Source organism: Janthinobacterium sp. GW823-FHT01H08, assembly GCF_058797855.1.
The window spans coordinates 1,606,290-1,627,784 of record NZ_CM179504.1 but is presented as its reverse complement, the minus strand read 5'-3'; the positions used below and the strand labels follow the sequence as shown (position 1 = coordinate 1,627,784).

The window sequence follows — 21,495 nt, the reverse complement described above, 5'->3', positions numbered from 1 at the left end:
GCTGCCGTCACCCGCCCCACCCCGCTGTTTCCTGGAAATGTCATGTCTCTCGCTTCTGCCGGCAACGGCTTCAGTATCCTGCGTCACCGCAACTTCGCCTGTTACCTGTCCGCCCGCGTGCTGGGCACGGTCGCCGTGCAGATGCAAAGCGTGGCCATCGGCTGGCAGGTGTACCAGATCACGGGCAGCCTGTTCGACCTGGGCCTGATCGGCCTGGCGCAGTTCGCCCCCTTCCTCGTCTTGATTTTGCCGGCCGGCCACGTGGCCGACCGCTACAACCGCCGCAACATCATCGCCTGGTGCCTGACGGCGCAGCTCGCCTGCGCGCTGGCCCTGCTGGCGTTTACGTTAAGCAATATTTCCATCGTCTGGCCCGTGTTCGCCGTGCTGGTGCTGTTCGGCAGCGCGCGCGCCTTCATGATGCCGGCCACGCAAGCCGTGCTGGTCAACATGGTGCCCACGCAACACTTCAGCCGCGCCCTCGCGCTCAGTTCGTCGAGCTCGCACGTGGCCATCATCCTGGGACCGACCTTGGGCGGCCTGCTGTATTACTTCGGCCCCAAGGTCGTGTATTTGATCTCGTCGGCCTTGCTGGTGCTGTCCGTGCTGCTGATGCGCGCCACCACGCCGGCGCCGCAAGTGGTCAAGCGCGAGCCCGTCAGCTGGCATACCTTGCTCGAAGGCTTGCGCTTCGTCTGGTCGAAACCCATCGTGCTGGGCGCCATTTCGCTCGACCTGTTCGCCGTGCTGTTCGGCGGCGCCACGGCCCTGCTGCCGGCGCTCGCGCACGACGTGCTGCATATCGGCCCCAGCGGACTGGGCTTGCTGCGCACGGCGCCGGGCGCCGGCGCCGCCCTGTGCTCGATCGCGCTGGCCCTCTTTCCCATCACGCGGCGGGTGGGCGCCTGGATGTTCGGCGGTGTGGCCGTCTTCGGCCTGGGCACCCTGGTGCTGGGCAGCACCAGCTATTTCCCGCTGGCCCTGGCGGCGCTGTTCCTGATGGGCGCCGGCGACATGGTCAGCGTCTACATTCGCCACCTGCTGGTGCAGTTCGAGACGCCGGACGAGATTCGCGGCCGTGTCAGCGCCGTCAACGCCGTCTTCATCGGCGCCTCGAACGAGCTGGGCGAATTCGAATCGGGCTTGACGGCCGGCTGGTTCGGCCTGGTGCGCGCCGTGCTCTTCGGGGGCGCCGCCACCCTGGCCGTGACGGGCGTGTGGGCCGTGCTGTTCCCCGTGCTGTCGCGCATGGACCGCTTCCCCCACCACGAAAAGGAAGCGGCCGCCAGGACGCCCACCGCGACCGCAAACTAAAGGCTAAGATGCGCTATTGCCACTGACGAACTTGCACCATGAAAATCACGCTTCCCTTGCACGGCTTCATCCGCAGCCGCCCCCACCTGAGCATGGCCACGGCCATCGGCGTGGCGGTCGGCCTGCTGTTGCCCTCTTCCTGGCAACAGATGACGCGTTTGCTGACGGCGTGGAATGTCGCCGTCTGGTTCTACCTGGCAACGATGGCCTGGATGATGATGCGCGCCAACCATCACAAGGTCAAGGTGATGGCGGCGCGCCAGGATGAGCGGGCCACCACGGTGCTGTCGGCCCTGTCCGTCGCATCCGTGATGAGCCTGGTGGCCATCGTCTCGCAACTGTCTTCGATGAAAGACATGGCGCCCGACGAGCGCGCGCTGCATTACGGCTTGACGATCCTGACACTGGTCGGTTCCTGGTTCCTCGTCGGCACCCTGTTCTGCTTCCACTATGCCCACCTGTATTACCAGGCCGACCCCGCAGTACGCCCCCTGAAGTTTCCCGACGACGAGCAAAACCCCGATTACTGGGATTTTCTGTATTTCGCCTTCACCATCGCCGTGGCCGTGCAAACGTCGGACGTTTCCGTACAGACGCGGCTGATGCGGCAGATCGTGCTGGGGCAATCCGTGCTGAGCTTTTTCTTCAACCTGGTCGTGCTGGGGCTGTCGATCAATATCGCGGCCGGCCTCATCAATGGATAAAGCTGGCGCCGGCTTGAAAAGATTCCGCGAGGAAACTTGACCTGGGTGTAGGGTTAAGCTCATCTTAATCGTGCGCACCCTCTTGAAATACTGGAAAGAGGAGTAAGATAAGTTCCATGCACAGACGTCATGTGCATGAGGCAGCAACCAGGCCGCAGCACGCCTGAGATGGGTTTTTTTTGAATTGACAGGAGTAAGCATATGCAAATCAATATTCATACCGACAGCACCATCGCCAACACCGCTGGACTGAACGAACATGTGCAATCCGTACTTGAAAGCGCACTGAGCCGCTTCCGCGACAACCTGACCCGCATCGAAGTCCATATCAGCGACACGAATGGCCCGAAAGGCGGCGCCGACGATATCCGCTGCGTCATGGAAGCACGCGTTGCTGGCTATCAACCGATTGCCGTGACCGAACAGAACGCCACCGTGCATCAATCCGTTGCCGGCGCCACCGACAAACTGAAACGCGCCATCGATAGCGCCCTGGGCCGCCTGCAAGACAGCAAGCGCCACGCCACCGGCAAGAATGCCGTGATCGATACGGCCGAAGCGGAAGAAACCGCCGAGTAACTCCCCTCCTGCAGGATTTCCAGAGACTGAGGCAGCCGTTCAAGGCTGCCTTTGCACATCTGGAGCCACCTTCCTGCGCGACAACATCCATAGTAGAACAGCAAGCATTTCAACTTATTAACACGGCAATGAAATAATTGTCGTATTTCCCACAGAAAGTGACACCAAGCAAGCCTTTGCCGTTACAGCCAAGGCCGCTTTACGCTATCATGAAGCTACCGGCCCCCTGCTCGCGCGCGCCGGCTTTTTGAAAGTGTGATTGTGGAACAGATCGGCAACTTCGGCGCTTCAGGCTGCAACATCGGCGATTTACAGCTATTTCGCGATGGGGCGGATAGCCAGACGGCCGCCATGCTGGCGCCCTGCCCCGTCATGCGCCTCGAAGCGGGCGAAGCCATTGCCGACACACAGGGCACCAGCCTGTATATCGTCTTGCGCGGTTCGCTGGCCGTGGCCGCCGACATCCACACGGGCATGGATGACGGCACCGTCAGCAAGGTCTTGCCCGGCGAAAGCGTGGGCGAACAATCGGTGCTCGATGAAGCGAGCAACCTGGCCGCCATTTCCGCCCTGGAAGAAACCGACTTGCTGGTGATCGACGCGGCCGTCGTCTGGGAATTGATCGAACAATCGAACGGCCTGGCGCGCAACCTGCTGCGGCTGCTGTCTTTCCGCATCCGCGCCGCCAACGCCCTGCTGCGCCGCCGGCAGAAACTAGGCGAGTTCTACCGCCAGATGTCGATGGTCGACAGCCTGACGGGCTTGTACAACCGCGCCTGGCTCACCGATTTATTGCCGACCATGATAGTCACGGCCCATGCCAGCGGCTCGCCGATGTCGCTGGTGATGATAGACCTCGACCATTTCAAGCGTTTCAACGACACGCACGGCCACCAGGCGGGCGACCAGGCGCTGCGCATTGCCGCGCAAGTGCTGGGCGCGGCCCTGCGGCCCACGGATTTTGCCGTGCGCTATGGTGGCGAGGAAATGATGGTGATCTTGCCCGATACCAGCGAAAACGTGGCCTTGCGGGTCGCCGAACGCTTGTGCGAACGCATGCAGCAAGCCGTCATCTTCGCCGATATGCGCAGCGCGCTGCCGCACATCACGGGTTCCTTCGGCGTGGCCAGCCTGGCGACCGGACAGGACGACGAAGCGCTGATCGCGGCGGCCGACGCGGCTTTGTATCGCGCGAAGGCCGGCGGCCGCAACCGGGTCATGCTGTAGCTCAGGCAGCCTTGCTGTCGGCCGGCTTGGCAGCATCCGGCTTGGCCGCATCATCCTTCTTGCTGCTGTGCGCGGCGATGAAATCCGCATAGCCCTTCTGCACCAGCTCATACGTCTTGTCGATATTGCCGGCGATATCGCCGTTCAGCACTTTCAAGCCGCCCAGGATGTCGCGCGCTTCCTTGAAGCCTTTTTCCATGCCGCCGCTGATGGTGTCCATGAACTTGGTCAGCGCCGTATCGTCGTCCATGCCGGGATTCTGTTTCTTGAACGCGTCAAAAAAACCCGTCGACAGCGAGACGATGCGGCTCGCCGTCGCTTCGGCGCTGTTGTCCTGCGACGCCGCGTTCTGGATCGCATCGTCGCCGTACTGGCCTTTCAGCGCTTCATTGATGTTGGTGATGGCCGTCTTGTACAGCAGCGCCAGCGGTTCGTTCTCGGAACCGATGGACACGTTCAGCGACGCCTGCATGATGGACGCGTTCAATTGCAGCTTGCTGCGGTCATTCACGCTCATTTCAGCGTTGACGCCGTGCTGGACTTTATCGTCCTTGCCGGCAACGCCCGGACTGACGGAAGTCACGGAAGGGGTGGAATTGCCGCCTGCGGCGATGGGAATTGACACGATAGACCTCCTTGAACGGACAATGTATGCCACCATGCGGGAAACGCGATGATGACCATCCTCTCGTGTAGTATCGGCAGGTTTTCAGAAAACTGAAGCGGCGGCTTGTTTTTAGCGGCCCGGATAACCCATTCAGCAACATTAAGTTACGACCATCAATGACTAACCAGACCTTTCTTTGGCACGACTACGAAACCTTTGGCGCCCAGCCGCGCCGCGACCGCCCGGCCCAGTTCGCCGCGATCCGCACGGATGCCGAACTCAACGAGATCGGCGAACCGATCATGTTGTATTGCCAGCCTGCAAATGATTTCCTGCCCGACCCGCAATCGTGCCTGATCACGGGCATCACGCCGCAGCAATGTCTGCAGCTGGGCGTGCCCGAACACCAGTTCGCCGCCACCATCGAAGCGGCCTTTTCGGAACCGGGCACCATCGGCGTCGGCTACAACACCATCCGTTTCGACGATGAAGTCACGCGCTTCCTGTTCTGGCGCAACCTGATCGACCCGTATGCGCGCGAATGGAAGAACCATTGCGGCCGCTGGGACATCCTCGACGTGGTGCGCATGACGCACGCGCTGCGCCCGGAAGGTATTCAATGGCCGAAGCGCGACGATGGCCAGACCAGTTTCAAACTGGAACACTTGAGCAAGGCCAATGGCCTGGCCCACGAAGCGGCACATGATGCGCTGTCCGACGTGCGCGCCACCATCGCCCTGGCACGATTGATCCGCGAAAAGCAGCCGAAACTGTTCGAATTCTGCCTGGCCCTGCACAAGAAGGACCGGGTCGCCAGCGAAATGGGCATGCACCTGGCCGCCGGCGAGCGCCAGCCCTTCCTGCACGTGTCGGGCATGTTCCCCGCCGAACGCGGTTGCCTGGGCGTCGTCTGGCCGCTGGCCACGCATCCGAGCAACAAGAACGAGATCCTCGTCTGGGATTGCGCCTACGACCCGCGCGAACTGTTCGAGCTGGACGCCGACACAATCCGCACGCGTTTGTTCACGCGCAAGGAAGCGATGCCCGAAGGGATGACGCGCCTGCCCGTGAAAAGCGTCCATTTGAACAAGTCGCCCATGCTGGTGGGCAATTTAAAGACCTTGTCGCCGGCCATGGCCGCGCAATGGGGCATCGACGTGGATGCGGCGAAGATCAACGCCCAGCTGGCCGCTGCGGCGCCGAACATGGACGCCATCTGGGCCGAAGTGTTCCAGCGCCCGGGTGCGGCTGCCGCGCTGGACGTGGATGAAGATTTGTACAACGGTTTCGTCAGCAACGACGACCGCCGCCTGCTCGAATCCTTGCGCCGCGAAACGCCGGCCAAGCTGGCCACGGCCCGTCCTTCGTTTGCCGACGAGCGCCTGCAGGAATTGCTGTTCCGCTACCGCGCCCGCAATTTCCCGCAAACCCTGAGCGAAGCGGAAAACCTGCGCTGGGAACAGCACCGCGCCGCCCGATTGTTCGACGGCGACGGCGGCGCCCGCACCATCGAGATGCTGTTTACGGAAATCGACGTGCTGTCGGAGTCGGTCGATGAGCGGGGGGAAGAGATTCTGGGCGAGCTGTACGATTACGCGGAGATGGTGGCGCCCATGCGCGACTGAAGGACCAGGCGACCTACTCATTGAAACCCCAATACAGCCGTAGGTCGGATTAGCTCGTAGAGCGTAATCCGACAACATTGTTGGCCCGAGCGTGGTGGTGTCGGATTACGCGGCGTCGCCGCTAATCCGACCTACGCTGCGCGGTGTTGATTGATCGCATCGCGCGTTTCAATGGCCACGCGGCGCGCCGCGTCGGCCCAGTCTTCGCCGTCCTGCGGCGTGGCGTAGATGATGGCGCGCGAGGAGCTGATCATCATGCCCATGCCGTTCGCCGTCTGGCCAGCGCCGACGGTGGCGGCAATATCTCCGCCCTGGGCACCGATGCCGGGCACCAGCAGCGGCATGTCGCCCACGATGGCGCGCACTTGCGCCAGTTCTTCAGGGAACGTGGCGCCGACGACGAGCGCGCACTGGCCGTTCTTGTTCCATTTCTCGGCCACCAGGCGCGCCACGCGCTGGTACAGAGGCACGCCGTCCGTATCGAGGAATTGCAGGTCCGAGCCGCCCGGGTTCGAGGTGCGGCACAGGATGATCACGCCGCGGTCTTTCCACGCCAGGTAGGGATCGAGCGAGTCCTCGCCCATGTAGGGGTTCACGGTGACGGCGTCGGCACCGTAGCGTTCGAACGCTTCGCGCGCGTATTGCGTGGCTGTCGCGCCGATGTCGCCCCGTTTCGCGTCGAGGATCAGCGGGATGTGCGGGTAATTTTCGCGCACGTAGCGGCAGATGTCTTCCAGCTGCTTTTCCGCGCCCAGCGCGGCAAAATAGGCGATCTGCGGCTTGAAGGCGCAGGCCAGGTCGGCCGTGGCATCGATGATGCGCGTGCAAAAGGTGGTGATTCCATCGGGCAAGTCGCGCAGCTCGGCCGGCAGTTTCGCCAGGTCGGGGTCCAGACCCACGCACAGCAGGGAATTATTGGCCGTCCATGCGGCGGATAATTTATTGATGAAATTCACGGCACACCTTCTCTATATTCAGTTGCAAACCCCGTATTGTAACGCGGCGCAGGCCAGGGAAGGCAGGCTGAGGCGGCGGCCGGCGCTTATTAAACCGACATGGCGGGCCGTTTCAGGTATATTTGCCCCACCTCCTTTACTCTGCACGGAACCCATCATGCAAATCACCAATCAATTCACCAAATGGCTGCGCCTGGCCCTGAGCGTCACCGTCCTGGCCGGCATCCTGACGGGCTGCGGCTATAACGACTTCCAGAGCAAGGACGAAGCCACCAAGGCCGCCTGGGGCGAAGTGGTCAACCAGTACCAGCGCCGCGCCGACCTGATCCCCAACCTGGTCAACACCGTCAAGGGCTATGCCACGCACGAGCGCGAAACGCTGGAAGCGGTGACCAAGGCGCGCGCCGCCGCCACCAGTTTCCAGATCACGCCCGAAGTGCTGAACGACCCGGCCGCCTTTGAAAAGTTCCAGCAGGTGCAGGGCCAGCTGTCGTCGGCCCTGTCGCGCCTGATGGTGGTGTCCGAGAAATACCCGGATTTGAAGGCCGACACCAGCTTCCGCGACTTGCAGTCGCAGCTGGAAGGCACGGAAAACCGCATCACCGTGGCGCGCCAGCGTTACATCGCCGCCGTGCAAGATTACAACGTGCATGCGCGCAGCTTCCCGAACAACCTGACGGCCATGGTCTTCGGCTACAAGGTCAAGCCTTCGTTCACGGTGGAAAACGAAAAAGCCATTTCGACCGCGCCGACCGTCAACTTCGGCAAATAAGATGAAAGCCTGGTCTTATCTGGCGGCGCTGGCGACGGCGCTGCTGCTGTGGACAGCCTTGCCCGCCAGCGCGCAGGGCTTGCAGCCTGTGCCGCCGCTGGCGGCGCGCGTGACGGACAACGCCGGCATGCTCGATGACAAGCAGAAAGCGGCGCTGGAAGGCGTGCTGGCCGACTACGAAGCCAAGACGGGCAGCCAGATCGCCGTGCTGCTGGTCAAGAGCACGGAACCGGAAGCCATCGAGCAATACAGCATCCGCGTGACGGATGCCTGGAAGCTGGGCCGCAAGGGCGTCGATGACGGCGTGCTGCTGATGGTGGCGAAGGACAACCCATCGTCCTTGCGCCGCCTGCGCATCGAGGCGGGCCGTGGCGTGCAGGGCGTGCTGACCGATGCGCAATCGAAACGCATCCTGCAAGACGTGATCGCCCCCCATTTCAAGCAAAAGGACTATTACGGCGGCCTGGTGGCCGGCATTGGCGCCATCGCTACCTTGCTGAACCAGGAGCAATTTCCCGCACCGGCGCAAAAACAGGCCCCGGCGACCGTGGAAGCGGGCGGCCTGACCTTCTGGCTGCCGCTGCTGTTCTTCGGCTTTCTTGTGCTCGTGACCGTGTTCCGCTCGCGTGGCGGGCCGAACCGGCTGCAGCGCGGCAGCAACTGGTCCAGCGGCGCCACGGGCGTCGTGCTGGGCAGCATCTTGAACCAGGCGCTGAACAACCGCGGTGGCGGCTTCGGCGGCGGTGGCGGATTTGGCGGTGGCGGTGGCGGTGGCGGCGGTGGTTTCGGTGGCGGCGGCGGCGGTTTTGACGGCGGCGGCGCCTCGGGAGATTGGTAATGACGAAACAACTGACATTCGGACAACGCTGCGGACGCGCTTTAAAACATTTGCGGGGCACGCCGGCGACGGCGCGCCAGGCCTTTCCTGAGCGCACCTTGAAAGCCATCGAAACGGCGATTGCCGACGGTGAAACGCTGCACCGGGCGGAAGTGCGCCTGATCGTCGAAGCGGCCCTGACGCCGGGCATGGCCTATCACGGCGTGAGCAACCGCGAACGGGCGCGCGAACTGTTCGCCCAATATGGCGTGTGGGATACGGAAGACAACGTTGGCGTGCTGATCTATATCAACCTGGCCGAACACCAGGTCGATATCGTGGCCGACCGCAACGTGGGCCGGCGCGTGACGCCGGAGCAGTGGCAAGCCGTGTGCCGCACCATGACCAAAGGGTTCAAGGACGGCAATTACCACGACAGCACGCTCGATGCCTTGCAGCAGCTGAATACCTTGCTGCAAAGCCACTTCCCCGCCAATGGGACGCGCGGCAACCAGTTGCCGAACGAACCCATCCTCCTCTGATTCCTGCCCAGGGATTACAATCCGCCATGGCCCCGCAGCATGGCGGCGCCCCCACCCGCCGAGGAGCACACATGAAATTAGTCAATAAAACCGCCATCGTCACGGGCGCCACGCAAGGCATCGGCCTGGCTTGCGCCACCCGCCTGATCGCCGAAGGGGCGCAAGTGATGCTGGTCGACATCAAGGAAGAAGGCGCGCAGGCGGCGGCCGCCCTCGGCCCGCAGGCACGCTTCTTTTGCGCCGACGTCAGCCAGAAAGCGGACGTCGATGCCATGCTGAAGGAAACCTTGGCGCAGTTCGGCCACATCGATATCCTCGTCAACAATGCGGGCGTCACGCACGCGGCCGACTTCCTCGACGTGTGCGAAGATGATTTCGACCGCGTCATGCGCATCAACCTGAAATCGATGTTCCTGTGCGGCCAGGCCGTGGCGCGCGAGATGGTCAAGCGCAACAGCGGCTGCATCATCAATATGTCCAGCGTGAATGCGGAGCTGGCGATCCCGAACCAGGTGCCATATGTGGTGTCGAAAGGCGCCATCAACCAGCTGACCAAGGTCATGGCCCTGAACCTGGCGCCGCACGGCGTGCGCGTGAACGGCATCGGGCCGGGCACCATCCTGACGGAACTGGCCAAGCAGGCAGTGCTGTCGAGCCCGCAGGCGCGCCACACGATTTTGTCGCGCACGCCGCTGGGCCGCTGCGGCGAGCCGGAAGAAGTGGCCGGCATCGCCGCCTTCCTGGCCAGCGACGACGCCACCTACATGACGGGCCAGACCATCTACGTCGATGGCGGACGCATGGCGCTCAACTACACGGTGGCCGTGAAAGAGTGAAACAGGCGAGTTATATCAAAAAAGAATAATGCATATCTAAAAAGATCATTAGACACATATCGTGCGACGCAGCATAATGCACCTGTCTCCACTATTCTCCTCCAAGAAAATAGTTTTAAGCCCGCTTTCACCAGCGGGCTTTTTTTTGCTATTGCTGCTGCAACATGGCCATTCTTGCCATTTCTCACAATCTACCCGTTCATTCTGTCTGCCGCAAAAAAATGTTGCGGCGTGTCATCAGCCCGTCATTTTCGCCCCCTATACTTGCTTCATCTGCTGTACAGGCAACCGATATGCCTGACTACAGACAGGTGTGCCGCCATGGCACACCACTCCCCTTTCATGACCGTGGCGGGCGCCGGCAAGGCGCGCGACAGGGTAAGTACCGAGCAACTCTCAACTCTTGACCCTTTCATTTGGGTTTTTGGCCCGCGCCCCCGCGGGCCTTTTTTTTTCCTGTCCGGCAAGCTCTTGCGCAAAAACACGGTGCCCCGCCACGCACATGATATTGTGACTGCCTTTCCACCCATCCTGACGCATCATGCCTGCAGCCTTGTCCGAACTTTGTTTTGCCGACCGCTACGAACGCCTGCGCTACCGCACAGCCCTGCTGTTGTATGTGCTGGTGATTTTGATCGGCGACATCCCCGGCGTGCGCGCGGACGTGGGCCAATATGCATCGGGCGGCGTGCTGCACTCGTTCGGCTATGGCGTGCTGGCCCTGATCCTGTTCAGCGGCACGGCCGGCGGCATGGCCCGCCGGGCGCTGCTGTCGGTGCTGATGGTGGCAGCCATGGGCGCGCTGGACGAATTTATCCAGAGTTTCCTGCCTTACCGCCATGGCGCCGTCAGCGACTGGGTGGTCGATATCACGGCCGCCACGGCCGTGGTGCTGCCGCTGTACTTCCTCTGGCCCGGCATGGCCGCCGCCGCGCTGAAGAAGGCGCGCGGCTGATCAGGGCGCCGCGCCGTCGCCGGCGCTCAGCGCCAGGGGCAACTGGCCTTGCCCGGCCGCGGCCCGGCCGGCGATGCGGCGCAAGGCCGCGTGCATCTCGCGCCGGCTGTGCGCTCCCGCCGCGCGCGCCGCATCGCGCCGCATTTCCATCAACTGCTCGGACCGTGACAACCTCGTCAAGGCATGCAGGGCCTGGGTCAGCGCATGGCGGGCGCGCATATCGTTCGCCGTGCCCGGCGCACCATACACCGCAATCACCAACTCATTGATCAGCTTGACGCTAGTGGAATCGGAAGCCATTTATTCTCCTGAGATAAGCAGCGGGAAGGACAGCGGGACAGCGCTGACGCTGTGCACATTCGCACAAGAATGTCTTTTATACCAAGCTCGACAATTGAAGCGCTTGATGTATCTCAATGTGAAATAACAAGGATCGAACATCTTTCCTTCCCTGCTCTCTTACTAGCAGTAGTTACGGCCATGCCTGGCATGCGCCATTGACGCTGACCTCCGCCACACCCTGAAAACCGGGTTACCACTTTGTCAGACCAAGAGGAGAACAAGATGAGAGCAAAAAAAACCATGGCGCTGGCCGGCCTGCTGTGTACGCTGGCCGCCTGCAATTCGAATCCGAACAACACCGGCATGAGCAGTACGAATGGCCGCAGCGGTGAAAGCTACAGCAATACGGCCGGGACGGGCAGCACTTCGACCGGAACCGGGACCGGGACCAGCACCAGCAGCACGATGAGCAATGCCGGCACCGGCAGCGCCGACACGCGTACCTCCTCGGCCAATAACGCCACGAACATGGACGGCAGCCAGACGGGTGTCAGCATCGCCTCTGCCACGGTACAGTCGATCGAGCCAGTGCCGCGCGGAATGGATCAGCGCAGCGGCGACATGCAATCCGGCAGTTCCGGCACAGCGGGCAGCACCTCGGGCAATACGCAGTACCGGGTCACCCTGCGCCTGGACGACGGCAGCACACAAACCCTCATGCAAAACTCCCAGCCCAGCTACCAGATCGGCGATCACGTCAAGGTGGTCAACGGCTTGCTGCAGCGCTACTAGGCATACCGCGTCGCCATGCGCGATAGCATCCGGGACTGGCGTTCCCGGACGCTGAACGCCAGCGCGACACCGCGCCGCCAGCGTGCTGACACAGGCAAGGCCGGTATTTCATCTGCCTTGCCTGTTGAATTTCATCTGCCTTGCCTGTTGCCTGTTGCGTGTTGCGCCTGTTGCGTGTTGCCTTTTCTTGTCTACGCCTTTCCCTGCCTTTCCCCATTTGCGCCTTTTCCCTGTTTGCGCCTTTTCCCTATTTGCCTATCCATCCTGCGCCGGGAGCGCCGTTCCAGGCTCCCCCGGCGCAAGCGCCTATTCCACCATGCTCACCTTGCGCCGGCTGGCCGCCAGCCCGGCGATCTGTTCCGCCGCTTTTTTCCCGGCCAGGAAGGCATGGTCGGAATTGTAGTATTCCCATTCGCTGTAGCGCCCCGCCAGCACGATATCCTGCGTGGCCAGCCAGGCCTTCACCAGCGCCACATTGGCGGCCCGCGCGTGGTCGTACACGACATAGGCGTAAGGCATGTCCACCTGGTTGGCAGCCAGCAGCCGGTCGTCGTCGCGCAGCAAGCCCACGGCGATGCAATCGGCCATGCAACGGTCGATCAGGGCTTGCCCATCCAGCGGCAACGGTTTCCAGGGCGAATAACTGATCTCGCACGTCAAGCCAAAGCCGCCCGGCGCATTGCAGTGGGGGCTGGCGTTACCTTGCAGGAAAATGCGGTGGAATATCGTCTCTTCCGGGTAGTAAATCCAGTGTTTCTCGCTGATGTTTTCACGTGCCACGCCCAGGTTGACGCAGCGCACGGAAATATGCCGCAAGGCGTGCGCCGCCGCCCGTACCTGCTGCGGCGCCTGCTCGCCGCTCAGGCGCACCAGTTCCGGCAAGGGCATGGTGCTCAGCAAGTGCTGGTAGCGGAAGCGGCGGCCGTCGGCCAGCACGATTACATGCTGGCGCGGCAGGATCTGCACCACCTCGGCGTTGAGCTCCAGCTGGCCTTGCAGATGCGGCAGGAAGCCCGACATCAATGCCTGGAAACCACCGCGCAAGGGATAGCCGAAACGGGCATTCGGACCCATCGGCCTGCCCACCGGTTCGAGCGCGCCCTCGATGATGTCTTCCAGGTTCGGCAACGGTACCCGCCCGCCCAGCCACGACGTTTCCATCTCGGCCAGCGGTACAGTCCATAATTTCTTGTTGTAGGGAATGGCGAAATGGCGGGCGATGCCGCTGCCCCATACCTGATGGATGAACTGCTCGAAATTGAGCCCCGCCTGGGGCGGTGCCGCCACGGCATCGTGCGCCTGTTCCAGCCCCGTGCCGCCGTCGGCGCAGCAGTCTTCCACGGCGCAGGCCCCCGCCGCCGCATGGCCCGACACGGCAGGCGCCTTGCCGTAGCGCGCCTCGATGGCTCCCATGATGCATTCCTTGATGACGGCCGGCGGCAAGCCGTACAGCGCGCCCTGGAAAGGATAGCGCGTGTAGACCTGCTTGCTGTACACCCAGGCTTCGCGGTTTTGCCAGTGCAGGTTGGTGCCCAGCAAGGTGCGGTACATGTCGAGCACATAGTCATCGTTGGAAAACATGATGTGGCCCGCATGGTCGAAAGTAAAACCGCGGTCGACGATGGAGCGGCACCAGCCGCCCACCGTGGCATTTTTGTCCAGCAACAAGGTATCGGCGCCCAGGTGATAGGCGGCGCTCAAGCCCGTCGGACCCGCACCGATGATGGCGCAGGCCACGGCTTGCGGCGCACCGGGCGGATGCAGGAGGTTGACGCCGGCGCCCGGTGCGGCAGTCTGTACCGTACTGACGGCGGGCGCCGCCTGGCGGGCCCCCTGCGCCGGCGGCGTCGTGTCGAGCAACTGGCGCATCTGTTCCACCGTGGCATCCCAGGAGGTGGCCTCGACGATGGCGCGCATGCCGGCGGCCATGGCCGCGCGCTGCTCCGGCGTCGCGGCCAGCGCCGCCTCGCAGGCGGCAACAAAGGCATCGGGCGTGTCGGCGATGGCCACGATGCCGCCATACGGCACGGCCACGTCGGTGATCGAGGTGCTAACGATGGGCAACTGCGCCGCCATGTATTCGAGCACCTTGGTAGGACTGATGAAGCGGGTCGCCTCGTTCCGGGCGAAGGGCAGCAGGCACACGTCCCAGCCGGCCAGGAAGTGCGGCAGCGCCTGGTACGGCTGCTGGCCCAGGTAATGGATATTTTGCCGCTGCGGCAGGCTGGCCGGATCGATCTTGAGGATGGGGCCGACGAGCACGATTTGCCAGTCGGGATGGGCATCGGCCAGCGCCGCCACCAGGGCAGGCTCGAAACGCTCGTCGATCACGCCGTAATAGCCCAGCCTGGGCCGTCCGATCTCCGCTTGCGCGGGATGGCCGTTGTGGCGGTCCAGCGCCTGTTCGAAGTGCACGGTATCGACGCTGCTGGCGAAGCAATGGACGTTCGCATGGCGCGTGCGTTTCGCCTCGAACAGGCTGGGGCCGCCCGCGAACACCAGTTCGGCGCGCGCCAGCAGGGCCGTTTCGCGCTGCAGTAATTGTCGTGGAGCATTTTTGAATGCGGCCAGTTCATCCATGCAGTCATACACCACCAGGCCCGCGTGCAGGGCCGGCAGCAGCGGCAGCGCCATCGGCGTATAGAACCAGACGATGGGGTCGTCGGCGGGCGTGATCTGGGCCAGCAGCGGTTGCAGCACGGCCAGCTGGTCGTCGTGAAAACCGGGCGCCCGCACGGCCGTGCGGGGCTGGCACACGGTCACGTTCGGCGCCGGGGTCGACAGCTCCAGCGTACCCGGCCCGTCGTGCCAAACAGGTTCCTCGATGAAGACCACGCGGTAGAACTGCGCCAGCCGCGACAGCAGCTGTTGCGGCCGCTGATACACGAAATTCCAGCGCAGGTGTGAAAAGACGATAATGGTTCGCATGTCAGTTCCTTTCTGCCCCGCCGGGGCAAACGTTGAACAAAGGTGTGCGGTCAGGCGCTGGGCCTGCCGTAGTGCCGCCGCGTAAGGCGGCGAAAGGATGCGCCGCAGCCGCTCCCCTCCCGCCTCTTCCAGGCTGACATCCCACAAGCCGCTGCGGTGCCAGTGGCTGGCATCGTCCCAGTCGGGGCGGTCGATGACGGGATAGATGCAGATGCCGCGCAGATCCGCGCCGTGCTGGACGGCCAGCGCCGCCTCGGCGGCCACGTCGCGTATCCAGGCGCCGCGCCCGCTGCCCACGTGGCTCGTTTCCGCCAGCAGCAGCGGCCGCCCATAGCGCCGCCCCACTTCCAGCAATAGCTGGTACAGGGGCATGCGGCGCGGCTCGCCCAGGTGCCACCACAGGCGCAGGTTGCTGCCGCTTTCCCACTGGTTGCTGTGGTAATAGTTCAGGCCGATCAAGTCCAGGTAGCGCGGCGCGCCGCCCAATTCCGGCGCCCGGCGGCCGCACAGCATGTCCCAGGCCTCGAACTGCGAAGCGCGCCAGGCGGCCGCCTGGTCGACCCAGTCCGGCCGTCCCGGCGGCGCGATCACGTGGATCAGGGGATCGCATTGCAGGAAACGCGCATGCGGGCTGACGGCGCGGATGGCGTCGCAGCCGGCCACGGTGGCGCGCACCAGCTGCCGCTTGCCTTCATGACCCGCGTCCGGCCGCTGCATGTTCAGGCACTGGAACATGTGCACCGACAAACCCCAGCTGGTAAACGAGATTTCGTTGACGGGCGAATACACGGGCTTGCTGCCCGCATAGGGCGCGAGAAACTGCGCCGCCGCCCTGCAGTAGCGGGCAAAGCGCGGCACGAAGTCCGGCGAGAACAGGTCGACGTCGGGCGGCCAGCCGTAGTGGCAGAAGGTCCAGTTGACCTGCAGCCCCAGTTCCCGCGCCACGGCGGCGCGCTCCTCGATGCAGGAAAAATCGAAACGGCCATCGCGTTCGGCCAGGCGCCAGCCTATGCTTTCGCGCACGCTGCGGATGCCGAACTGGCGCAGCAGCAGGTAGTCTTCGCGCACCCTGTCCAGGTGGCCCGTGGCGCGGTTCATGTCCAGCGCCTGGCCGCCGTGCGTGACGTGGTCGGCGCCCTCGTAGCCCGCCTGCCAGTAAGTCAGAAACGGCGCTGCCGCGCCATCGGTATCGGCCATGCCTGCTCCTGTTAATGTAGGGACCAGATGAAACTTGTCAGGCCCGGCTTGCGTTCAATTGAGCCGGATATTGCGGGTGGCCGCGCTGAGCAGTTCCAGCGCGGCCTTTGGCGTTCGGTCCGCCGTCAGCAGGCCATTGGTTTCCTGGAACGTGTCGGCGAACTGCGTGTAGCAAAAGCCGCTGAACATTTGCGCCGTATTGACGACCGTCATCAGGCGCCGGTACAGGTCGAGGAAGGCCGCCTCGTTCCCCACGCGCGCATAGCCCCAGGTATCGGTTTCCCCCTGCTCCCGGTCAAAGGCGATGCCGCCAAATTCCGTGAGGACGATGGGCTGGCCCCGGTGCGGAAAACCGTCGAGCGTGAGGATGCGTCCGCCCGGGCGGCGCTGGTCGAACAAGGTGGTGCGGGCCGAATCGCTGATCGCATAGCGTGCCTGCAGGCGTTCCGGATCGCAGTCGTAGTCGTGGATGCCGAGGATGTCGGTGGCCGACGCTTCCCAGCCGTCGTTGCCGATCACGGGCCGCGTGGGATCGAGCGTGCGCGTCAGGTGGTACAGCGCCTCGACGGCGTTGCGGTGGGCCTGGATGGCCGTCAGGTTGGGCACGCCCCACGATTCGTTGAACGGCACCCAGACGAGAATGCACGGGTGGCTGTAGTCGCGTTCGATCACGTCCGTCCATTCGCGCACCATGCGCGTGATGGCCTTGCCGGAAAAACGGTAAGTGGACGGCATTTCTTCCCACACCAGCAAGCCCAGGCGGTCGGCCCAGTACAGGTAGCGCGGGTCCTCGATCTTCTGGTGCTTGCGCACGCCGTTGAAACCCATGGCCTTGGCCAGTTCCACGTCGTGCCGCAAGGCCGCATCGGAAGGCGCCGCCAGCAGGGTGTCGGGCCAGTACCCCTGGTCCAGCACCAGGCGCAGCGGATACGGCCGGCCATTGAGCATGAAGCGGTCGCGGTTGATCGCCACCGAGCGCAGCGCCGTGTACGACCTGACCGTGTCGAGCAAGGCGTCGCCATGCCGCAGCGTGACTTCGGCATCGAGCAGGATGGGCCGCTCCGGGCTCCACAGCAGTTCGTTGCGCGAATCGTCGATGCCGGGATCGGACAGGGCGATCTTGCGGCTCGCTTCGTTTTCGATCAGCTTGTACTGGTCGTCGGCCAGCAGATTGTCGCCATGCCAGATGCGCACGCCCACGATGAGATCGTCGTGCAGCTCGCCCATGGCGAACACGTCGCAGCCGATTTCATAGCCCTCGAACACGGGCGTCCAGCGCAGCTTGCCGATATAGGTGGTGGCCACGCGCTCGATCCACACGCTTTGCCAGATGCCCGTGGTGCGCGGATACCAGATGGAATGGGGCAGCAGTTGCCAGTCCTGCTTGCCGCGCGGCTTGGCCAGGTCGTGCGGATCGTCCTCGACGCGCACCGTCAGCACCTGCGGCCCGTCGGCCAGCAGGGCATGGCTGATGTTGGCAACAAACGGCGTGTGGCCTCCCTCATGCTCGGCCACCACGTGACCGTTCAGCCAGACCTTGGCATGGTAGTCGACGGCGCCGAAATGCAGCAGCACGCAGGGTCCGCCCGGCTGCAGCAGGAAGTCGCGCTGATACCAGCATATGCGGTGAAAACCGCGGTCGCCCACGCCGCTGGCCTGCGATTCCGGCGGAAACGGCACGATGATCTCGTGCGTCCAGCCGATGCCGCCGTCGGGCAGGCGGTAGCGCCGTTCATTGTCGAAGGTGAAACGCCAGGCGCCGTTCAGCGATTGCCAGTTCTCGCGCACCATCTGCGGGCGGGGATAGGCAAAGCCGCCCGCGCCAGGCAGGGCAGTACCGGCCAGGCCGTCATCCGTATGGGGTGGGGAGAGATGGTCATCGAGCATGCCAATTGGATGCATGCGGCATGGGGCAAGTTCCGCCGTATGGGGCTTGGGCGGTGATGCATGAGCAGGATCAAACCATGCTCAGTCGAGCGGAACCAGCATGCGTGCGTGGCGTCCCAAAGCGTTAAAGCGCTGTACCACCGTACGCCCCGCGCTGGCCGCGCATTGCTTGCGGCACAGGGCCACGCAAGCGCCGCCAAAACCGGCGCCCGTCAGGCGCGCGCCGTACACGGCCGACTGCGCCGACAGCAGCGCCACCAGCGCATCGAGCACCGGCAGCGATACCTCGTAATCGTCGCGCAGGCTGGCGTGCGACTGCGCCATCAGCTGGCCGAAGCGCACGGGACCATGCTGGCCGCAAGCCTGCAGCACGCGCAGGTTTTCGCTGACCACGTGGCGCGCGCGGCGGCGGTACGGCTCGGGCAAGCCTTCCACCACGGGCGGCTCGCGCACGTCGCGCAGTGCCGCCACGCCCAGCAGGCGCGCCGCCTGTTCGCACTCGGCGCGCCGCACGTTATAGGCGCTGCCGGCCAGAGTGCGCGGCACGCCGCTGTCGATGACCAGCACCTCGCTGTCATGGGGCAGCGCCAGCAGTTCATGGCGCAGGGTGCGTGCGTCGAGCAGCAGCATGTGATGTTCGTCGGCCAGACTGCATGCCATCTGGTCCATCACGCCGCAATTGACCTGCGCGTAGCGGATTTCCGCCTGCTGCCCCATCAGCGCCAGCGACACGTCATCGATCTGCAGTCCCAGCAACTGGCGCAGCGCGCGCAGCATGGCGATCTCCAGCGCGGCGCTGCTCGACAGGCCGGCGCCCAGCGGCACGTCCGAATCGATATGGCCGCGCACGGCCGGCACCGCGACGCCGCGCTCCTCGAGCAGGCGTATGCAGCCTTCCAGGTAGCGGCCAAAGCCGGGCGGTGCGGCGCTCTGGCGCTCGAAACGCACGAGTTCGTCAAGAGTGGCGGAATAGAACTGGTGATGCCCGTCGGCGGCCAGCGCCAGCATCACCCGCGTGCGCTGCGGCGTGGCGCACGGCAGCATGTAGCCATCGTTGTAGTCCGTATGCTCGCCCAGCAGGTTGACCCGTCCGGGCGCCGAGGCCGCCACCACGGGGACGGCGCCGAAATACGCGTCGGGGGTGATCATTGCACTTCCAGTGTCAGCGGACGCCGCCGTCCCTGCACCGTTGCCGCCGGCCAGTCGGGATCGCAAGTCAGGTTGTGCAGGCGCCCGCCGCTGAGCAGGAAAGTGTCTTCCACCATGCTGCCGGGCAGGCTGGGATGGAAGGCCACGGCCATGCCGTCCTTCAGGGCGATTTCCGTATGCGCGCCGGCGGCCACCTCGGGCGCGCGGTAGCCGGCGATGCCGCCCTGCCGGAATTCCTGCACCGTATCGGGCTGCCCCGCATAGGCATAGGCGCTGTCGAGCGCGTGATACACCATGCTCAGCGCATGCCCCGCCACGCAGGCATCGAGCGCCACCGCTTCGAGCGCCAGGATGGCCGCGTCGGCTTCGCCGATGCCGTCGCGCGCGGGACGGAAACGGCGCTGGCGGCTCAGGCTGGCGCACAGGCCGAAACCTTGCGCGCACAGCGCCAGCACGGCCCGTTCGCCCAGCGGCGACGCGGCGGGCGGCGCGCGCCGGTAGCGCTCGAAGCGCTCGGCGCCGGCCGCCAGCACGTACACGGCATGCAGGCCGCGCGACCACAGGGCGCGGGCGCAGGCGCCGGCCAGCTCCTGCTCGCTCCAATCGGGCCGCGCGGCGCGCAGCGCCTCGCTGGCGGCAGCGGAGGCCAGCCGGCCCACTTCGCGGTAGCGCGCCTGTTCCGGCGCCAGCAAGGGCAGGCGCTCCTCGCGCAGGGCGACGGGCAGGCAGCGCTCGTGCAGGCCGGGCCGGTCGCACAGCACGGGCCGCCCCTGCGCCGCATGCTGCACGAAATGCTCGCGCAATTCGGCCAGCCGGGGTTGCATCCACGGCGTCACTTGCCAGGTCCAGCAGCCGCGCACCTCTTCCTGGCGCAGCCGCTGCGCCTCGGCCGCATCGGTCAGGATGTAGGCCGCATCGCGCGTGACGAGCACCTCTGCACAGCCGCACTCGGCCGTCTGGCAGGTGCTGCCCGACGCGCCGGCCGTGGCCCAGGCGAACCAGTCCACGCCGCGCAGGCGCAACGCGCCGGCCTTTTCCTGTTCCAGCCAGCCACGCATCTGCGCCAGTTTGTGCGCAATTTCCAGTTCGACATTCCAGTTCATGCGATTTCCTCTGCCATTTCCCATGCCACGCGCACTTGCTGCAGCTGCCGCGCCGATTCCTCGGGCAGGGCATCCATGGCGTACATGCCGGCGGCCAGCTCGGTGCCGGCCAGATATTTGAGCCGTTCGCGCGTGCGGTACGGCGGATAAAACTGTGCGTGCAGCTGCGTTTCCGGATGCGCGCGGCCGTCCGGCGGCGCCTGGTACCAGGCCATCAGATAAGGCATGGCGCGCTGCCACAAGCCGTCGTATTTCAGCAGCACGGTCTTGAGGGCGCGCGCCAGGTCGGCGCGCTGCAATGCCGACAAGGCCGCGAAGCTGTCCGTCTGCCGCAGCGGCATCACCCACGCTTCATACGGATAGCGGGCGCAGGCGGGCACAAAGGCGATCGCCTCCGGTCCCAGGTACAGCAGGCGCGCGCCGCCATCGGCTTCGCGCCGCGCCATGTCCACCAGCATGGCCTGGCCATGGCTGGCGAAATATGCGTGTTCCTGCTCCAGCATGCGCGCCGGCACGGGCGGCACAAAGGGGTAGGCATAGATCTGGCCATGCGGATGGTGCAGGGTCACGCCCACTTCCGCGCCGCGGTTCTCGAACGGCAGCACGTACGCGATGCCTGGCCGGCTGGCCAACTGTGCCGTGCGCTCCCCCCACACCTGCAGCAACAAGGCGATGTGGCCGGGCGCCAGCGTGCCCAGCGAGGCGCCGGCATCCTGCGCGAACACCACCACTTCGCAATGGCCGCAGGCGGGCGCCGTGGCGACCGTCAGGTCGGGCGGATCATGCGCGTGCGGCGCCAGGGTGGGAAAGCGGTTGTCGAAGACGGCGATATCGTAGTCGCCGGCAGGCAATTCCGTCGGCTGCGCGGGATCGCGCGTGGGCGCCAGCGGGTTGTACCGGGCCGGCGGCAGGAAGGGGCGGCCCTGGCGGTAAGCCGCATACGCCACCCATTCGCCGCGCAAGGGATGCCAGCGCAAGTGCGGATTGGCCTCCTGCGGCTCGGGGAACGGACTCGGTGCAACGCCGGCGACGACGATGGGACGCCGGCTGTACAGAGTCAGCTGGCGCCCGTCGGGCTTGGCAAGTTGCTTGCAATACATGATGTTTCGCATTCTTAAGACACGAATTCTTAAGACTGGCACTGGCAACAAAAGTTCCACAGTCTGCAAATATTTTCCAGGGTCGCTCAACACCGGTTTCCCGTCGAGACGAGTTTTTTACCG

General features: G+C 64.4%; 19 protein-coding genes. 11 read left to right on the top strand and 8 right to left on the bottom strand.

All coding sequences use genetic code 11. The annotated features are described in order from the left end of the window. Positions 1–42 precede the first annotated feature (42 nt). From AC3RCG_RS07165 to AC3RCG_RS07150, 4 genes are all read left to right on the top strand, one after another. On the top strand, positions 43–1,314 hold the full coding sequence (locus tag AC3RCG_RS07165; protein ID WP_070221368.1) for an MFS transporter: 1,272 nt from the start codon (positions 43–45) through the stop codon (positions 1,312–1,314). A gap of 38 nt (positions 1,315–1,352) precedes the next feature. Next, positions 1,353–2,018: a DUF1345 domain-containing protein gene (locus AC3RCG_RS07160; protein ID WP_070221367.1), complete on the top strand. Its 666-nt coding sequence runs from the start codon at positions 1,353–1,355 to the stop codon at positions 2,016–2,018. Between the two features lie 201 nt (positions 2,019–2,219). Continuing rightward, on the top strand, positions 2,220–2,597 hold the full coding sequence (locus AC3RCG_RS07155; protein ID WP_070221366.1) for an HPF/RaiA family ribosome-associated protein: 378 nt from the start codon (positions 2,220–2,222) through the stop codon (positions 2,595–2,597). 261 nt (positions 2,598–2,858) lie between these two features. Continuing rightward, entirely contained in the window at positions 2,859–3,824 is a 966-nt protein-coding gene (locus AC3RCG_RS07150; RefSeq protein ID WP_070313668.1) for a GGDEF domain-containing protein, read from the top strand. Position 3,825: 1 nt separating this feature from the next. Here AC3RCG_RS07150 and AC3RCG_RS07145 read toward each other — a convergent pair whose 3' ends face one another. Beyond that, on the bottom strand, positions 3,826–4,449 hold the full coding sequence (locus AC3RCG_RS07145) for a DUF5610 domain-containing protein (RefSeq protein WP_492405203.1): 624 nt from the start codon (positions 4,447–4,449) through the stop codon (positions 3,826–3,828). Positions 4,450–4,607: 158 nt separating this feature from the next. Between AC3RCG_RS07145 and sbcB the strand changes: the two genes are divergently transcribed. Further along, complete coding sequence (gene sbcB, locus AC3RCG_RS07140) at positions 4,608–6,056, top strand: exodeoxyribonuclease I (RefSeq protein WP_492405205.1); 1,449 nt, start codon at positions 4,608–4,610, stop codon at positions 6,054–6,056. 131 nt (positions 6,057–6,187) lie between these two features. On the opposite strand, the gene pyrF is transcribed toward sbcB, so the two are convergent. Further along, complete coding sequence (gene pyrF, locus AC3RCG_RS07135; protein WP_099410531.1) at positions 6,188–7,012, bottom strand: orotidine-5'-phosphate decarboxylase; 825 nt, start codon at positions 7,010–7,012, stop codon at positions 6,188–6,190. Between the two features lie 157 nt (positions 7,013–7,169). Here pyrF and AC3RCG_RS07130 point away from each other — a divergent pair, with 157 nt between their 5' ends. From AC3RCG_RS07130 to AC3RCG_RS07110, 5 genes are all read left to right on the top strand, one after another. Then, positions 7,170–7,784 (top strand): LemA family protein, encoded by a 615-nt coding sequence (locus tag AC3RCG_RS07130; RefSeq protein ID WP_070313665.1) that lies wholly within the window; start codon positions 7,170–7,172, stop codon positions 7,782–7,784. A gap of 1 nt (position 7,785) precedes the next feature. Continuing rightward, complete coding sequence (locus AC3RCG_RS07125; RefSeq protein ID WP_492405209.1) at positions 7,786–8,622, top strand: TPM domain-containing protein; 837 nt, start codon at positions 7,786–7,788, stop codon at positions 8,620–8,622. Continuing rightward, positions 8,622–9,143: a TPM domain-containing protein gene (locus AC3RCG_RS07120; RefSeq protein WP_492405211.1), complete on the top strand. Its 522-nt coding sequence runs from the start codon at positions 8,622–8,624 to the stop codon at positions 9,141–9,143. Before AC3RCG_RS07125 ends, AC3RCG_RS07120 begins: the two co-directional genes overlap by 1 nt. 71 nt (positions 9,144–9,214) lie before the next feature. Next, the gene (locus AC3RCG_RS07115; protein WP_035825332.1) at positions 9,215–9,979 is read left to right on the top strand and encodes an SDR family NAD(P)-dependent oxidoreductase; all 765 of its coding nucleotides are present in this window, start codon (positions 9,215–9,217) and stop codon (positions 9,977–9,979) included. A gap of 541 nt (positions 9,980–10,520) precedes the next feature. Then, a complete protein-coding gene (locus AC3RCG_RS07110; RefSeq protein WP_070288585.1) occupies positions 10,521–10,934 on the top strand; it encodes a VanZ family protein in 414 nt (137 codons plus the stop codon). Here the strand turns inward: AC3RCG_RS07110 and AC3RCG_RS07105 are convergent, their stop codons facing one another. Next, positions 10,935–11,234 (bottom strand): hypothetical protein, encoded by a 300-nt coding sequence (locus AC3RCG_RS07105; RefSeq protein WP_070312035.1) that lies wholly within the window; start codon positions 11,232–11,234, stop codon positions 10,935–10,937. A gap of 264 nt (positions 11,235–11,498) precedes the next feature. On the opposite strand from AC3RCG_RS07105, the gene AC3RCG_RS07100 reads away from it, so the two are divergent. Beyond that, positions 11,499–12,008: a hypothetical protein gene (locus AC3RCG_RS07100; RefSeq protein ID WP_141749982.1), complete on the top strand. Its 510-nt coding sequence runs from the start codon at positions 11,499–11,501 to the stop codon at positions 12,006–12,008. 306 nt (positions 12,009–12,314) lie between these two features. Here AC3RCG_RS07100 and AC3RCG_RS07095 read toward each other — a convergent pair whose 3' ends face one another. The 5 genes from AC3RCG_RS07095 to galT all read right to left on the bottom strand — a co-directional run bounded on the left by AC3RCG_RS07095 (position 12,315) and on the right by galT (position 21,372). Beyond that, positions 12,315–16,133 carry an NAD(P)-binding protein gene (locus AC3RCG_RS07095; protein ID WP_492405214.1) on the bottom strand — a complete coding sequence of 1,273 codons (3,819 nt, stop codon included), beginning with the start codon at positions 16,131–16,133 and terminating at the stop codon, positions 12,315–12,317. Between the two features lie 54 nt (positions 16,134–16,187). Further along, positions 16,188–17,924, bottom strand: coding sequence for a glycoside hydrolase family 2 protein (locus AC3RCG_RS07090; RefSeq protein ID WP_070310074.1), 1,737 nt, complete (start codon positions 17,922–17,924; stop codon positions 16,188–16,190). Positions 17,925–18,101: 177 nt separating this feature from the next. Then, positions 18,102–19,169, bottom strand: a complete 1,068-nt coding sequence (gene galK, locus AC3RCG_RS07085; RefSeq protein ID WP_492405216.1) for a galactokinase — start codon at positions 19,167–19,169, stop codon at positions 18,102–18,104. Continuing rightward, positions 19,166–20,272 carry a M24 family metallopeptidase gene (locus AC3RCG_RS07080; RefSeq protein WP_070218144.1) on the bottom strand — a complete coding sequence of 369 codons (1,107 nt, stop codon included), beginning with the start codon at positions 20,270–20,272 and terminating at the stop codon, positions 19,166–19,168. The genes galK and AC3RCG_RS07080 overlap by 4 nt, the downstream gene beginning before the upstream one ends. Continuing rightward, positions 20,269–21,372: a galactose-1-phosphate uridylyltransferase gene (galT, locus tag AC3RCG_RS07075; RefSeq protein ID WP_492405219.1), complete on the bottom strand. Its 1,104-nt coding sequence runs from the start codon at positions 21,370–21,372 to the stop codon at positions 20,269–20,271. The genes AC3RCG_RS07080 and galT overlap by 4 nt, the downstream gene beginning before the upstream one ends. Between the last annotated feature and the right edge of the window lie 123 nt (positions 21,373–21,495).